At 38.4% G+C, this 15,246-nt stretch carries 14 protein-coding genes; 8 read left to right on the plus strand and 6 right to left on the minus strand.

Annotated features, from left to right (window positions below):
• Nucleotides 1-54: 54 nt before the first annotated feature.
• Nucleotides 55-519, plus strand: a complete 465-nt coding sequence (locus tag BVH02_RS08420; protein ID WP_086500968.1) for a hypothetical protein — start codon at nt 55-57, stop codon at nt 517-519.
• A 310-nt stretch (nt 520-829) separates the two neighbouring features.
• Nucleotides 830-1,573: a mechanosensitive ion channel family protein gene (locus BVH02_RS08425; RefSeq protein WP_223271829.1), complete on the plus strand. Its 744-nt coding sequence runs from the start codon at nt 830-832 to the stop codon at nt 1,571-1,573.
• 408 nt (nt 1,574-1,981) lie between these two features.
• Here the strand turns inward: BVH02_RS08425 and BVH02_RS08430 are convergent, their stop codons facing one another.
• Complete coding sequence (locus BVH02_RS08430; RefSeq protein ID WP_086500970.1) at nt 1,982-3,025, minus strand: PorP/SprF family type IX secretion system membrane protein; 1,044 nt, start codon at nt 3,023-3,025, stop codon at nt 1,982-1,984.
• Nucleotides 3,026-3,252: 227 nt separating this feature from the next.
• Nucleotides 3,253-4,485, minus strand: a complete 1,233-nt coding sequence (lysA, locus tag BVH02_RS08435) for a diaminopimelate decarboxylase (protein ID WP_086500971.1) — start codon at nt 4,483-4,485, stop codon at nt 3,253-3,255.
• Between the two features lie 212 nt (nt 4,486-4,697).
• On the opposite strand from lysA, the gene BVH02_RS08440 reads away from it, so the two are divergent.
• Nucleotides 4,698-6,419, plus strand: a complete 1,722-nt coding sequence (locus tag BVH02_RS08440; RefSeq protein ID WP_169712835.1) for a sensor histidine kinase — start codon at nt 4,698-4,700, stop codon at nt 6,417-6,419.
• A complete protein-coding gene (locus tag BVH02_RS08445) occupies nt 6,416-7,111 on the plus strand; it encodes a response regulator transcription factor (RefSeq protein WP_086500972.1) in 696 nt (231 codons plus the stop codon). Before BVH02_RS08440 ends, BVH02_RS08445 begins: the two co-directional genes overlap by 4 nt.
• A gap of 166 nt (nt 7,112-7,277) precedes the next feature.
• Here BVH02_RS08445 and BVH02_RS08450 read toward each other — a convergent pair whose 3' ends face one another.
• Entirely contained in the window at nt 7,278-8,291 is a 1,014-nt protein-coding gene (locus tag BVH02_RS08450; protein ID WP_086500974.1) for a dipeptide epimerase, read from the minus strand.
• 92 nt (nt 8,292-8,383) lie between these two features.
• Between BVH02_RS08450 and BVH02_RS08455 the strand changes: the two genes are divergently transcribed.
• The 4 genes from BVH02_RS08455 (at nt 8,384) to rlmF (ending at nt 12,331) form a co-directional block, all read left to right on the plus strand.
• Nucleotides 8,384-9,865, plus strand: coding sequence for a M14 family zinc carboxypeptidase (locus BVH02_RS08455; RefSeq protein ID WP_086500975.1), 1,482 nt, complete (start codon nt 8,384-8,386; stop codon nt 9,863-9,865).
• 98 nt (nt 9,866-9,963) lie between these two features.
• Nucleotides 9,964-10,695: an SIMPL domain-containing protein gene (locus BVH02_RS08460; protein WP_086500977.1), complete on the plus strand. Its 732-nt coding sequence runs from the start codon at nt 9,964-9,966 to the stop codon at nt 10,693-10,695.
• A gap of 65 nt (nt 10,696-10,760) precedes the next feature.
• On the plus strand, nt 10,761-11,261 hold the full coding sequence (locus BVH02_RS08465; RefSeq protein ID WP_086500978.1) for a CIA30 family protein: 501 nt from the start codon (nt 10,761-10,763) through the stop codon (nt 11,259-11,261).
• Nucleotides 11,262-11,377: 116 nt separating this feature from the next.
• Entirely contained in the window at nt 11,378-12,331 is a 954-nt protein-coding gene (rlmF, locus tag BVH02_RS08470) for a 23S rRNA (adenine(1618)-N(6))-methyltransferase RlmF (protein WP_086500979.1), read from the plus strand.
• A 127-nt stretch (nt 12,332-12,458) separates the two neighbouring features.
• Here the strand turns inward: rlmF and BVH02_RS08475 are convergent, their stop codons facing one another.
• The 3 genes from BVH02_RS08475 to BVH02_RS08485 all read right to left on the minus strand — a co-directional run bounded on the left by BVH02_RS08475 (nt 12,459) and on the right by BVH02_RS08485 (nt 15,240).
• Complete coding sequence (locus tag BVH02_RS08475; RefSeq protein WP_086500980.1) at nt 12,459-12,872, minus strand: OsmC family protein; 414 nt, start codon at nt 12,870-12,872, stop codon at nt 12,459-12,461.
• A gap of 68 nt (nt 12,873-12,940) precedes the next feature.
• Entirely contained in the window at nt 12,941-14,116 is a 1,176-nt protein-coding gene (locus BVH02_RS08480) for a glycosyltransferase (RefSeq protein WP_086500982.1), read from the minus strand.
• Nucleotides 14,092-15,240: a glycosyltransferase family 4 protein gene (locus BVH02_RS08485; protein WP_240507403.1), complete on the minus strand. Its 1,149-nt coding sequence runs from the start codon at nt 15,238-15,240 to the stop codon at nt 14,092-14,094. Before BVH02_RS08485 ends, BVH02_RS08480 begins: the two co-directional genes overlap by 25 nt.
• Nucleotides 15,241-15,246 lie beyond the last annotated feature (6 nt).

The following is a 15,246-nucleotide window of genomic DNA, read 5'->3' on the forward strand; positions in this document are numbered from 1 at the left end:
ATTGGTTGGCTGAATTTTTGTTTTTAAAAGTTTATAACTAACTCACGAACAGCCATGAGATCTATATATATCGTATTTTTGACTCTATTAGCATTGTCCTCTTGTAGTGGACCCAAAAAGGATTCCCCGATTGACGCAGCCTTTTCCCCGGAAACTGAGCTTATAGAAGCCATTAATACAGAGTGTTTTCAATACATAGGAGAAAAAGATACCGTACGACTCACCACACACATAAATGGAACTAAGCTTACGGGAACACTCGATTACTTTATTTTTGAAAAAGATAAAAATAGTGGTACCATAGAAGGTGAAATCCGAGATGGGTTGATCATTGCGGAATATACTTTTATGTCCGAAGGCGTTACTTCTAAGCGCCAGGTCGTGTTTAAAAATACAGAAGATGGATGGAAAGAAGGCTACGGCGAAATGAAAACTGTGGATGAAATACCTGTGCAGGTCAATTTAGATTCGCTGGATTACAGTCACAATATGGCATTATCTCCTTTTCCATGTGATTAATGCAAGTAACTTCTATTTTGGCTTTCTCGGAGCAAATCCTTAATTTCTAAGCTCAAATCACCCAAGATCTCCTTTTTCAGTGGCTGAAATTGTCAGTCCAAATTCGTTGTACCCTTTTTATACTGAGTTTATGAAATACTATACCCGTTTGGTTTTGCCCTTATTGGTGACTCTAATCCTTGGATTTTCAAAGATTTTCTATGGCGACGTATCTAAAGAATGGGTCGGAATATGGTCATATCTGCCTCACTTTAACACAATTTTGATTATATGCGGATTAAGTTGGTGTCTTTTTGTGTTGTTGAAAGTCATGAAAAAAATCTTCATCAAGCAATATGATATTTCGAAAGAAGACAACCTCAAAGCCAGAAAAGTCCTGACTCAAATCAATATGCTAGTTAAAATTGGCAATTTTCTTATTGTACTTTTAGCAATAGGCTTGATCCTCATTTCTTTCGAATCGGTTAGGAAAGTTGGTGTTGGTTTTTTTGCATCAGCCGGAATAGCAGGTATTATTATAGGTTTTTCTGCACAGAAAGCCATTGGAACCTTGATAGCAGGGATTCAGATTGCTTTTACCCAACCGTTCCGTTTAGAAGATGCGGTGGTAGTGGAGGGCGAATGGGGATGGATCGAAGAGATAAACTTGAATTATATCGTCGTACGTATCTGGGATCTGAGGAGACTGGTGCTTCCTACTACTTACTTTTTGGAAACTCCATTCCAAAACTGGACTCGGACTTCAGCAGACTTGTTAGGATCAGTTTTCCTATATACAGATTATACTATTCCGTTTGAGGAGCTGCGCAAAGAATTGGATCGAATTCTAGAGACCACTCCTCTTTGGGACAAAAAAGTGAAAGTCCTTCAGGTGTCAGATGCTAAAGAACATACGGTGGAGACGAGGATTTTAGTAAGTGCTAAAAACTCTCCTACTGCTTGGGACTTACGAGTTTTTGTAAGAGAAAAAATGATAGAATTCATACAGAAGAATTACCCAGAAAGCCTACCGAAGACAAGAGTTGAGATGATTCAAAAAGACATGAGAAATTAATTTATGAACTAGTAATGTCTAACTTGTTGGCTATGATTGTACTCTGTAATTTTTAATGAGCTTTTAAGATTTTTCTTAAGCAGGTGGCTTGACTCATAGAATACTACATGTTCCAATAATATTCAAATTGAGTGCTGGATCTACCAATAGATAAGTATTGCATTCACTTAGATAATACTTCTCAGAGATGTGATTCAGATTAATAAAAATTTAGAATCGAATATTTTGCTGCTCGAAGGACGCTTAGAAAATTTTATCATACTCAAAAAATGTTTTCTTAAATAAGGCTTTATGGTTGAAGCTTTTTTTTATGATTTCTATTAAAAAATAAATTTATTAGTACCTAATACTATTAGAAACTGAGTGAAAACACATCGCTAAAATATTTTTACTTTCAGGCAATTTTCCTCAATATTTGAAGCAAGGGATAACCCTCCCTCTCTGATTTCTACTATTGGCATTTCCCCATAAAAATGAATAAGTGAGAGAAATCTCATGTGCGCCACCACTATTTTTCAGACCAAGTTTAGAAATAGTCACATCATAGGAATAACCTATGTCAAGACCATTTTCCAGGGATATGCCCACCAAGCCTATAATAGCCTCATTATTAGGCAAGTTGTTTTTGGTTGGAAGTCCACGATACCAAACTCCCAGAACTAAAGGTTCAAGATAGAACTGAGCGCCCACATCCAGTTGATTAAATGGGTCTTGTTGTTTGTAATTGAATGCAAATGATACAGATCGCTCTGAAAGAGCATGCGTGAAGTAATTTCTGGACCCACCACCAAGATCAAATTTTATTCCTCCCTGAGCCGAAAGTTTCATGGGGAGCTTGGAGATTTGTCCCTCTACGAATGAAGTATTTGGTTCAGAAAGATGATGTGCTGATGCGCCTAACCATATTCTTTTGGAGTAAAACATTCCACCCACACTGTAGTCTAAAAAACTGTAGCGGCTATCAATAGGGATGCCATTGAGCTCATCAGTAATCCCGCCGATTGAGCCGTTGATGATATCTATTTGGGTGCCAAATACGAGATCAGAAAAAAGCGCATCGCGCTGCATGTAGCTTACCATACCTCCAATCCTGAAGAACTTATCTTCACCCAATCTCAGCCGGTAAGCATAAGATAGACCTATTTCGTTGGTAGAAAGATTTGCCAAACTTTCCTGGCTGCCGTTGAATAACAATCCTATACCACTATTATAATCAAAAATATAATGATCAATGTAAGCGGAATAAGAATTGAAATTTTGATCTAAGCCAGGCCATTGGTTTCGATAATTTACTCCTATGCGAGTAACCTCACTAGCTCCCGTTAGTGCGGGATTCAAATATAAAGGAGCGGCATAAAATTGAGAGTACTGGGTATCCTGAGCTATTGCATTTGGAAAAATGCAACAAATAGCCCCAATAGTAATGAATACACCAATTATTTTCCTAAACATAGACAACTACGCCATTCCTCTACAAACTTATGCAATAGTAAAATGGCAAAGGTTAAATAATTATGAATTAACGATTTGAAACTTCTAGGGCTTATGATTGGGGCTAACAATCAAATGAATTTCAAACCTATTCTAATTGATAAATAATGCCAAATGCAAATTATTCAATTTCTCGTGTATCTGTTCAATAATTATACCAAAGGAAATGATACCATCTCTTTATTAAATTAAATGTCTAAAACAACCTGATTTTTAATTAAATCCTCAAATTGCTCACGTTTTCTAATCAAATGGGCTTTGCCTTCCCATACCAAAACCTCTGCTGGTCGCAGCCTGGAATTATAATTGGAGGACATACTGATGCCATATGCCCCAGCATTTTTGAATACCAATAAATTTCCCTTTGATACAGAGGAAAGCATACGATCCTTAGCCAAAGTATCTGTCTCACAGATATATCCTACGACATTGTATGGATGTGGCTGTCCTTCAGGATTGCTTAGATTATAGACATCATGATATGCGTCATACATCATCGGTCTTATCAGGTGATTAAGTCCCGAATCCACTCCCACAAATGTGATTTGAGGCGTCTTTTTGACCATATTAGTTTCTACGATAAGATACCCGGATTCACTTACCAGAAACTTACCCGGTTCAATCCAAAGCTCTAACTTTCTGCCATATTTCTCGCAGAACTCATTGAATGCTGCCGACACTTTGGCGCCCACCTCTGCTATATCAGTAGAAGGATCACCAGATTTATAAGCAACTTTAAATCCTCCTCCAAAGTCCAAGAAGGTAAGATCAGGAAAGTTTATCGCGGCTTCAAAAAGCACATTACCACCTCTCAGGAATATCTCAGCATCAAGAATATCAGATCCCGTATGGATATGAAGACCTACGATTTTTATCTTGTATTTCTCTACTACTTCAAGAATCTCATGAAGCTGCTGGATGGAAATCCCAAATTTGCTCTGAATGTGACCAACAGAAATCTTAGCATTTCCACCAGCCATTATGTGAGGATTTATTCGGATGCAGGCTGGCTTGGTATTGCCATAAACTTCACCAAATTCCTCCATCAGCGAAATGCTGTCTAGATTAACCATGACGCCTAATTCTACGGCTTCTTGTACCTCACGGAAGTTCACTCCGCTTGGTGTGTACATAATCTCCGAAGCGGCAAATCCCGCCAACATACAAATCCTCACTTCTTCTATAGAAACCGCATCCACGCCCTCTCCGGCTTTTTTTACCAATTTCAAAATACTGATATTGGATAGCGCTTTGGTAGCATATTTGATCTTCAGTGGAACAGTAGCGAAGGCAGTCTGCAGCGCTTTGATTTGGCTCACTATCTTTTCACCGTCGTAAACATATATTGGTGTGCCGAATTCTTGAGCAATAGATTCTAGACTTACGCCTTGGAGGTGAATAGGGTGTTGAGGTGCGGACATTATCTGTAATTTGTGGGCGAAGATAGCCAAATAACAAAAATAGGAGGCAGTTGCCTCCTATTTTCATACGTTATAGTGTAATTAAGAAAACGCTGTTCTTGAGCATAAATATAGAAGAATGAGATCGAATAGGTCAACACTTCGCCCACTTTACTGCGGTTAAATATTGTTAAGCTCTCATTACAGCCTGATTATAGGATTAAATTTGCACCATGTCGAAGAGTAATATCATCCTTATCGTCGTCTTAATGTCCCTTGCCAGCTTTGGTTTGATGGGCTTCCAATTCTATTGGGTGAAGAATGCTATTCGAATCAATAGTGAGCGATTTGATCAGAATGTTCTTCAGGCGCTCAATGGTACAATTGAGCAGTTAGAGAAGGGAGAGAACTCTGATATGATCTACAGTTTTATATTTCAGGACTCATCGGTACAGAAGTCTCTGTTTGAGAAAATTGATCCCTTGGAAATTCAATATAGATCCAGGCCAAACGCAAGAAATAGACCATCTTTAGTCGACACATTTTTCCAAGAATCAGCACCTAAAGTAAGCCCGACATTCAAGAGAATTTTAGAATCTCGAGGGATGGATAGTAAGGTATTGGATGATTTGGAAACCTTTTTTACTTATTTGACACCAGAAGTTGCTTCAGAGCTCTTCACCCCAGACGAAATGCAAGTATTGCTATCGGAAAAAGAACGCCAATATGACTATTTAAATAGAGTAGAGAACTCTACCAAGCAACGGAGGCCATCCGTTTCTCAACAAAATTTCCAATATGGATTCCTTGAAATGAATCTTACGCCAGATGCAATAGAAAAAATTGCCAAGGCTAATAGGAAGATAGAATTCTTCAATAAAATGTGGGATGAGATGGCAGCTGGACAGCAAGCTATTCTGGATAGATTAGATACTGCACAAGTCCGGAAGTTGTTGAAAGGCTATTTGCTGGAACAGAATATATTGGAGGATTTTGAGTTGGGGCTTATGAAAGATGATGGTTTGATCATGCCTATTGGGAATGTAAAGGAACAGTTCACCTTGGTGCAAAAAGGTATTCAAGCCAAGCTTTTTCCGAATGACATTTTAGGCAAGAATAATTACCTGTATTTATATTTTCCAGAGAAAAGCAACCACGTCATCCGTGAAGTCTGGTTGCCAATTTCCAGTTCTATAGTGTTCATCTTAGTTATTATTTTATGCTTTGTTTATGCAATCAAAGTGATTATTCGACAAAAGGCTCTTTCGGATACTAAGAATGATTTCATCAATAATATGACACATGAATTCAAGACGCCACTGGCTACGGTTAGTTTGGCAGTTGAGGCACTTCAAGATCCCGAGCTGTCCAGTCAGGACAAGTTTCGAGCTAGATATTTGGGTATTATTAAAGATGAAAATAAACGCTTGGTCTCACAGGTAGAAAATGTCCTCCAGGCGGCTGCGTTGGATAAGAAGGATTTCCAACTGAAAATTGAAGAATTAAATTTAGCAGAGATTTTAGAAACTACGGTTGATCATTTTGACCTTCAGGTAGAGAAAAAAGGTGGGCATATCACATTTATCAATGAGCTGAATCAACCTATTATCGAGGGTGATCTTTTTCACATCACCCATATTTTCAACAATTTGCTGGACAACGCAAATAAATATTCTCCTGATATTCCTACGATCATCATAAAAGCTAAAGACGATACCAATCAAGTCTATATTTCCATTACAGATGAAGGAATCGGGATGAATAAAGATGCACAACGGAAAATTTTCGATAAATTCTACCGAGTTCCAACGGGTAATGTACATGACGTCAAAGGTTTTGGCCTTGGATTGTCCTATGTAAAAACTATGCTGGAAGCTCACAAAGGAGTAATACAAGTAAGTAGCGAACTTGGAAAAGGGAGCTCATTCACCATAAACTTACCAAAGAAACAATGAGTAAAGCGAAATTATTAGTGGTCGAAGATGATCCAAATTTGGGAGATATCCTGAAGGAATATTTGGAAATGAAAGGGTATGAACCTACGCTTTGCCGTGATGGTGAAGAAGGTTGGAACAAATACAAAAAAGGGAAATTTGATCTTTGCCTTCTCGACATTATGATGCCGAAAAAAGATGGATTTACTCTTGCGAAAGAAATTAAGAAAGTAGAAGAAAACCTTCCTATTCTCTTCCTGACCGCAAAAAATCAAAAAGATGACATCATCGAAGGATTGAAAATAGGTGCGGATGATTACATCACCAAGCCGTTTAGCATGGAAGAATTACTCCTTCGGGTCAATGCAATTTTAAAAAGAACGCATAAGAGTGAAGATATCAATCCACTGAAAGTATACTCCTTTGGAGGTTTTGTACTTCATTATGATGAGCAATTTTTGGATGGCCCAAATGGACGCCATAAGTTGACTTCCAAAGAAAATGAGCTTATTCGTTTGTTAGCATCCGAGATCAATAACTTGGTGAATAGAAGTCATGCGCTCAAGCAAATCTGGGGTGATGATAGCTACTTCAATGCCCGAAGTATGGATGTGTACCTGAGTAAAATCCGAAAGATTCTGAAAGATGATCCTAAAGTGCAGATCATCACGGTACACGGTGAAGGATTTAAGCTGATCGTGAGTGAAGGGTAAACTCTGTAAAAAGTGAGAAGTATTTATTGTAAGTAGTATAAAACTCAAAAGCCAGAGTGATGTAAAATCGCTCTGGCTTAATTTTTTTCTAAGATCTTGACTCTCAATTCTTGACTCTTATATCTCAATATTTACTTTTTGCTACTTAAATCTAGCTACTTGCTACTCAAACAATCATTTCCGCCCCAATTCCATTTCCTTCAGGGAAAGTCACTTTTTCAGGTGTGATGACCACACCCTTTGCGGGATCTTTGGAAAGCAGCATCGCTCCATCCATGTCCACATAGTCAAGAAGAGGTGCAATATGAGCTATTGCTGTGATACCAACAGACGATTCAGTCATGCATCCTACCATCGTTTTCATGCCCAGTTCTTTTGCCTCACGAATCATTCTAAGACCTGGTGTAATCCCACCAGCCTTCACCAGCTTCACGTTGATTCCATGAAAAAGCCCATGGCATTTCTGCACGTCAGTTTCCACAATGCAGCTTTCATCCGCGATCACAGGAAGTTTGCTATGCTTGAATACTTCCTTCATTCCTTCCAGATCATCTTTTCCCAGAGGTTGTTCCATAAATTCCACTCCTAGCTTTTCCAGCTCCACTGAGTTAGTAATTGCTTGCTCAGCAGTCCATGCGCAGTTCGCATCTATTCTAAAAACTCCATCTGTATGTTTTCTTAGTTCACGGATGATTGCTAGATCATCTGAAGTGCCCAGTTTGATTTTATATATAGGCCAGTGAACTTCCTTCATTTTAGACACCATCTTCTCCATAGTATCAATTCCTATTGTAAAATTTGTAGTCGGAATAGTCTCTGGGTTCAAACCCAAAAGCTCGTATAATTTTTTCCCCTGCTTTTTTGAATATATGTCCCAGGCAGCCATGTCTAGTGCACATTGCGCAAAAGGATTATCTTTGAATACCTCTTTGCCTAGATCCCAAAGCTCCGCAGGTGTTTTCCACTCACCTTTTTCGACTATAGGCCTGAATTTTTCCAAACATTCCGACATATTAGTAATAGTCATACCGTAGAAAGGATTGGTGGTAGATTCACCTAAGCCGTAAAATGCACCATCTTGCAGTTTTACGATGAGAGTATCTTGCACATCTCTACTTTGATGAGCAATGGTGAATGTATGCTTGAGGGGTAGATCAACGACTTGGTAGGATAACTTCATTTGCGGAAAAATTCGATTTGAAGCAAAATTAACGTGTTTTTGCTTGAATGATAAGTAGTATAACATTTTATTGAAGGTAAATAGAAATTATTATGAAAGCCAATTCCAAACTCTCATTCAGCTTGTTTTTGCTGTTTTTGATTTCAATACTTAGTTGTAAAACAGCAAGAATTCCAAGTGCTAATACTACTAGTGTTGAAACTCTTGAATCTGCCTATTCCAAATTTAATGAAGCAGCAATTACTCACAGGAGATTTAAGCATGCAGATCTTCAGCCTCTGATCCAAAGCCATACAGGTGCTTTTCGGGTGTCAAAACTAGGCGAGTCTGTAGAAGGAAGAAGCATTTCTAGCTTGGATTGGGGTAATGGTAAGACAAAAGTGATGCTTTGGTCACAGATGCACGGAAATGAGAGCACGGCTACCATGTCACTTTTTGACTTGTTCAATTTCTTGGAGGCTAGTGGTGACGAATATGATGAACTCCGTGTGCTTTTGAAATCGAGTCTCGATCTTAAGTTCATTCCCATGATCAACCCTGATGGAGCTGAGGAATTCAAGCGAAGAAATGCCCTAGATATAGATTTGAACAGGGATGCTATTTCTCAGATCTCACCAGAGGCGGTGATACTAAAAAGTGCCAGAGATGATTTTGAGCCTGAGTTTGGCTTTAATCTTCATGATCAACAAGTTTACTACAATGCCTTTGGTACACCAAAACAAGCTACAATATCTGTTTTGGCGCCAGCCTATAATTATGAAACAGATGTGAATTATGTACGGACACGAGCAATGCAAACGATAGTGGGCATGAATGAAGTTCTTCAGCAAGTAGTGCCAGGACAAGTAGGCAAATATGATGATGCCTTTGAGCCGAGAGCTTTTGGAGACAACATTACCAAGTGGGGGACAAGTACGATTTTAATCGAATCTGGCGGCTATCCCAATGACCCTGATAAGCAATACATTCGTCAGCTGAATTTTATGATTATCTTGAATGCTTTGGAGCAAATCGCAACCAGAAGCTACGAGCAATACACTACAGCCGAGTACTTCGCTATTCCAGACAACGATTTACAACTTGTTGACCTGCTGCTCAAGGAAGTGCAGGTGCCCGTAAATGGCAAGCACTATCCAGTTGATCTGGCGATCAGAAGGCGAGATAGCACTGCAGGAGATAGCTTTTATGTCACTGGAAATGTAGATGACTTAGGCGACATGCAGGTTTATTTTGGAATGGAGGAGTTTGATGCTACAGGTCTAAAATACGTTGCCGGGAAAGTTTACGAGTCTTCATTTGAGTCGGTGGAAAGCATAGACCATGCGAGGGCAATGGAGCTGCTAAACAAAGGTTATTTAGCAGTGAAGGTGAAGAAAGGCTCTCGCGATGATTTACATAATCTTCCTATTCTTGTTTTAAAAAGTAACGAGACATTTACGGCAGGCTGGAAAACAGGGGAATCAACCAATTTCTTCTTGGAGAAAGATGGTGTCAGAAAGTATGCAGTAGTAAACGGCTACCTGATCAATCTTGAAAACCCGAAAACGCAGGAATTTAAGCAGCGCGTTTATTGAGCGTTAAAAATGTTAAATTGACTTACATATTAGGCTACTTGGCGGGCTATTTGAAACCTGTTTAGATATTTTAATTTCTATTTTAATTTTTAGAATTCATGAAAAATACCATCTCCTCCATTCTTTTTGCAGTTGCCATAGTAATAGCTTCTATTGTATTGGGTAATGCTATTATGAACAGAAATCGTCCTCAAGGAACAATCAATGTTACAGGTTTAGGTGAAAGTAATTTCACCTCTGACTTAGTCGTTTGGGAAGGAAATTTCAGTAGGGAAAGTATCGATTTGAAATCTGCTTATGCGGATTTGGAAAAAGACAAAAAAGCCGTTACAGATTATTTGATCACAAAGGGTATTCCTGTCGAGAAGTTGATTTTCAATGCGGTTAACACTAGTTCAAACTATGATCAGAATTACGCAAATGATGGGAGGTATTTAGGACAAACTTTCAAAGGATATACGCTCAGCCAATCTTTGAAAATAGAATCCAAAGAAGTGGAGAAATTGGAAAAAATCTCCCGTGAGATCACCGAATTGCTGAACCAAGGAATTGCTTTTTATTCCCAATCCCCTCGCTATTATTATACTGAACTGGAATCGCTCAAACTGGAGATGATTGCAAAAGCTACCGAAGATGCTCGTATTCGGGCCGAGAGAATTGCAGAAAATTCCAAAGGAGATCTAGGTGATCTAATCTCTGCTAATATGGGGATCTTCCAGATCACTGGTCAAAACTCAGGAGAAGACTATTCCTGGGGTGGCACGTTCAACACGGCCGACAAAAATAAAACCGCATCGATTACGATGAAGTTGATTTTTGAGGTGGATTAAAAACTTCCGATTTCAAACAATTTTATCTCGAATAGCTTTTACATGATGTGAAAACATTTATCCTTATGTCTCTATTGTCGTCATCTATTATGCTTTATCAGTTTGATAAAAACATCACAACTTCAGATTGGAAGATAGTTGATGATGTGGTCATGGGAGGCATGTCCGAAGGCTCATTTAAAATTAATGAAGCAGGAAATGGTGTATTTGAAGGTTCAGTATCCTTGGAAAACAATGGCGGTTTTTCTTCCCTTAGACATAGAGAAACTTTTCACATTCAGTCTCGGAAGAATGTCAGAATCCATTTAATAGGAGATGGTAGCACTTACCAATTCCGCTTAAAGGCCAACTCTTCTGATCGTCATTCCTACATCGCGGAATTTTCAACAAGCGGTGATTGGGAAACGATAAGTATTACGCTTTCAGCTATGTATCCAGCATTTAGAGGTAGGAAACTCTCTATCGGCAACTTTGATCAAGATCAGATAATGGAAATGGCATTTTTGATTGGCAATAAAAAAGAACAGCAATTCAAGTTGGAAATAAAGTCAATTCAAGTATTCTGAACTTAAGATTGATGCATTGAAAACAGTCATCCTATGATGAGTTTCAAGCTAGCAAAAGGGAAAAAAAAGATGCTTTCATCATGAGGAGGTTTATCTTTGTGTTAGATTGAAAAGATTTGAAAGAGAATAAACATATTAAAACCGCCGTCCATCCAAGAAATTCGCATCGCGATCGATACGATTTCCCGAGTTTAATCAGTTCTCGACCAGAGTTAGCTGAATTTGTTGCAGAAAATAAATATGGAGATCTCAGCATTGATTTCGCAGATCCAAAAGCCGTTAGGGAGCTCAATAGAGCTTTATTGAAGAATTTTTATAAAATAGCTGAGTGGGATATTCCTGATGGCTACCTCTGCCCACCTATTCCAGGACGAGCAGATTACCTTCATTACGTGGCAGATTTGCTTGCGAATAGTAATGATGGCAAAAGACAAAGTGGAGAACAAATTAAAGTTTTAGATATTGGTGTTGGTGCAAATTGTATTTATCCGATGTTGGGAAACTCTATCTACAATTGGAGTTTCATAGGCTCGGAGATAGACGAAGTAGCTCTGGATGCTGCGCAAAATAACCTGTATGCAAATCCGCAATTCCGTGGAAAAATCACGTTAAGACTTCAAGAAAATCCCAGAGAAATATTAGCTGGAATTATCAAATCAGACGATATTTTCGACGTAGTGATTTGTAATCCTCCTTTTCACGAATCTCAAGCGGCTGCCGAGGAGGCGAGCACTAGGAAAGTAAAAAATCTCAAAGGGAAAGTCATTAAGAAAGTGACTTTAAATTTTGGTGGACAGAGTAACGAACTGTGGTGTGAAGGTGGTGAATCAGCATTTATCCAAAAGATGATCCGTGAAAGCATGACTTTCAAATACAACTGCTTTTGGTTTACTACAATTGTTTCCAAAGAGGAACACGTGAAGGAGCTTATTTTGGCACTAAAAAAAGCGAGAGTCTCAGATCGAAAAATCTATGATATGACGCTAGGCAACAAGAAAAGCAGATTTATAGCTTGGACTTTCCAGAATCCTGAACAGCAGGAGAATTGGCGGAATAGAAGGTGGAAATAAATCTGAAATGAAGGATTTAAAAATTTATAATTCTTGCACATTTTAAAACAAAAAACGGCGCTGTGATTTCATTCACAGCGCCATTCTTTTGTCTAGCTACTTGATACTAAAATCTACATTCTAGAAATCAAGCATTCAAAGTACTTTCCACGCTGATTTCCAGATTCAGTACTCGTGAGATAGGACAATTTTCTTCTGCGTCTTTCACCAACTCATCGAATTTTTCTTGAGTAACCCCATCTACTTTTGCCTTTAGCACCAAGTGAGATTTTGTAAGTGTTCCTTCTTCAAATGTAATATTTGCAGTGACATCCAGTTCTGTTGCGGTGAAGCCTGCCTCTTGCAAATTGAAACTCAATTTCATTGCGAAACATCCTGAATGGGCCGCAGCGATTAATTCCTCTGGATTAGTACCTACACCACTTTCAAATCTGGATCCAAACGAATATGGTGTTTTATCTAAGACGTTACTTGCAGTAGTCAAATGGCCTTTGCCATCTTTACCTGTTCCTTGCCATACGGCGGTAGCTTTTCTGATCATGAGTAAAATATTTTGAAGATAAAAGTTATAGTTATGAAAGTAATATTGAGACGCGAAAGTTCAATTGATTAGGTTGGCACCTTTTCAAATTTGACTTTTTCAGGAACATTTTTTATCTGCTTTTTACCTGACAGAGTCTCAAAAACTTCCAAATACTGATCCGTTACAAAATCCCAATTGTAGCGCTGGATAAGCCCTTCTCTAGCAATCGATCTGAAATACGCCATTCTTTCAGTACTACTTTCAGAAGCTTCCACTATATCTTGAACTGACTCGGTTGTCTTTTTAAAATACCATCCATGCTTACCATCTTGTAGCATTTCCTGATTAAATGGCGTGTCCAAGGCTAATATAGCGCATCCAAAGCCTAGTGCTTTTAACATAGCTGGATTAGTTCCCCCATATTCGTGGCCATGGAAGTATGCAAAGCAATGTGAATACCAAGCTGCTAATTCTTCCTGATCAGTAACATATCCTAAAAAAAGTAGTCTATCATCTTCTTTATTTTTCAAGATAGTCGCGTAGTCGTCTTCGAAAGGAACATCACCCACTATTACAAGCTTTCGTTTAGTATCTGATTTTAAGAAGCCTTCTATAATAAGATCAGCGTTATTGTCAGGGATAAGTCTGCCTACAATAAGGAAATAATCATGTGATTTTAGCCCCCATCTCTCAATAGGTTCAGGATCTGAATCAATTCGTGGATTAGCTCCGTAAGCGATTACCTTCGAATCAGCATCAAATAACTCCTTGTAGACGCGTTGCATCTCATCAGAATCATTAATAATTTGATCATATAACTTTGTCGCCATTTTAGACGCCCAGAAAAAATACTTCGATCCAAAACCTTTCCATTTAGGTCTCAACCACTCTAATCCATCAACATTGATTACAGTCTTTTTCCTAAAAAATCTAGAAATCACGCCAAAAGGTCCATTTGCGCTATTAACCACAAAAATGACGTCTACATCAGAGAAGCACGCGTGAACCATAGAAAAGAAACTATGTGACAATTGAGTCAATTGTTTAGATTCAATAGCCGGAGTATATATACATTCAATACCGTTCACAAATCTTGGCTTCAGAGGAAATAGAGCTCTATGATTATATACTCTCACATGTACTCCTCTCTTTACTAAACGCTCTCCTAATTCTCTAATCAATGTATCGTATCCACCGTAAACATAAGGATACCCTTTAGCACCCATTATGGCTACTTTTAATTTTTTCTTAGCTGTTGCCATAAATGGTTTTCAATGTTCTCACTAAAACTATCTAAACTGAATTCGTTCATTACACGAATTCTTCCCGAATTTCCAAAAGTCTCTCTAAGCTCAGGATCCAAAATTAACTTAATTAATGCATTTACTCCTTCGTCAAGATCATTAATTGAAATTAAATATCCAGTTTTTCCATCTATAACCATTTCAGAAGATCCTCCCGAGCGTGTAGCTACAACTGGACAGCCAGCTGCCATTGCTTCCAAAATAACTGTTGGTAATGAATCAGGTAAAGAAGAAGGCAAAACGAAAATATCAGAACCTTTTAAAATTGAAGCAACATCCTTTCTAAATCCAAGATTCGAAACACAATTTTCAAGCCCATTTTCAAGAATAAACTTGTTCATCTCTATCTCTATGCTTTCATAACCTGGATATGGATCGCCAACTAAAACAAAATGGCAGTGTGGATAAGTAGAGCTAATTTCTCTAGCCAAATTTAGGAAAAATAACTGCCCTTTTCCTGGATTTATTCTTCCTACCATAGTTATAACCAAGCTATTTTCGGGAATAGATAGTTCCTGCAGACTTTTTTCTGATTGATTCAAAAATACCTCATAAGGTAATCCATTGTGGATAACTTCAGGAATTGCTTTCTTTAATCGCTTATCCCAAAGGTTCTTCACAGCTTCAGACACCACTATTGGTGATGGAGTTGTGTTGTCCAGCATTTTTGTCAAAAGTCTAATTAATGGAGAAGAGCCAAGAAGCATCTCATGAATATGCCAAATATGTGGCAACTTGTTCCATTTTGCCCACTGAGCCCCTACCACCACTGCAAGCGTATTGGAATAAACCAAGTCAAAATTAAATTCAGTATGTAGCTGATCCAAAAATCTATAGGCTGTGATATTCTTACCAATTCTGTTTATTACACCGGATGGGTTTACATATTTTCGCCGTAGGATGCCGAGATTCTGGATACGAACAGCAATTCCTAAGTCATCTAGATAGGACTGTAGCGGACCGGGTTCCGACAAAACAACCACTGGAGTTAATCCAGCATTTTTATAAATTTTCACTACTTCAATCAGAATTCTGGATGAACCATAAAGGTCTGATGAACTATTAAGGAAGAGTACTGTCAACGGTGA

This window comes from Algoriphagus ratkowskyi (assembly GCF_002150505.1).
GTDB lineage: Bacteria > Bacteroidota > Bacteroidia > Cytophagales > Cyclobacteriaceae > Algoriphagus > Algoriphagus ratkowskyi.

Excerpts from the sequence above, each read along its gene's own strand:
- BVH02_RS08480 (WP_086500982.1), bottom strand. The coding sequence starts at position 14,116 with ATGGCAACAGCTAAGAAAAAATTAAAAGTAGCCATAATGGGTGCTAAA.
- BVH02_RS08445 (WP_086500972.1), top strand. The coding sequence starts at position 6,416 with ATGAGTAAAGCGAAATTATTAGTGGTCGAAGATGATCCAAATTTGGGA.
- BVH02_RS08420 (WP_086500968.1), top strand. The coding sequence starts at position 55 with ATGAGATCTATATATATCGTATTTTTGACTCTATTAGCATTGTCCTCT.
- BVH02_RS08455 (WP_086500975.1), top strand. The coding sequence starts at position 8,384 with ATGAAAGCCAATTCCAAACTCTCATTCAGCTTGTTTTTGCTGTTTTTG.
- BVH02_RS08430 (WP_086500970.1), bottom strand. The coding sequence starts at position 3,025 with ATGTTTAGGAAAATAATTGGTGTATTCATTACTATTGGGGCTATTTGT.
- BVH02_RS08460 (WP_086500977.1), top strand. The coding sequence starts at position 9,964 with ATGAAAAATACCATCTCCTCCATTCTTTTTGCAGTTGCCATAGTAATA.
- BVH02_RS08425 (WP_223271829.1), top strand. The coding sequence starts at position 830 with ATGAAAAAAATCTTCATCAAGCAATATGATATTTCGAAAGAAGACAAC.
- BVH02_RS08450 (WP_086500974.1), bottom strand. The coding sequence starts at position 8,291 with ATGAAGTTATCCTACCAAGTCGTTGATCTACCCCTCAAGCATACATTC.
- lysA (WP_086500971.1), bottom strand. The coding sequence starts at position 4,485 with ATGTCCGCACCTCAACACCCTATTCACCTCCAAGGCGTAAGTCTAGAA.
- BVH02_RS08440 (WP_169712835.1), top strand. The coding sequence starts at position 4,698 with ATGTCGAAGAGTAATATCATCCTTATCGTCGTCTTAATGTCCCTTGCC.
- BVH02_RS08475 (WP_086500980.1), bottom strand. The coding sequence starts at position 12,872 with ATGATCAGAAAAGCTACCGCCGTATGGCAAGGAACAGGTAAAGATGGC.
- BVH02_RS08465 (WP_086500978.1), top strand. The coding sequence starts at position 10,761 with ATGTCTCTATTGTCGTCATCTATTATGCTTTATCAGTTTGATAAAAAC.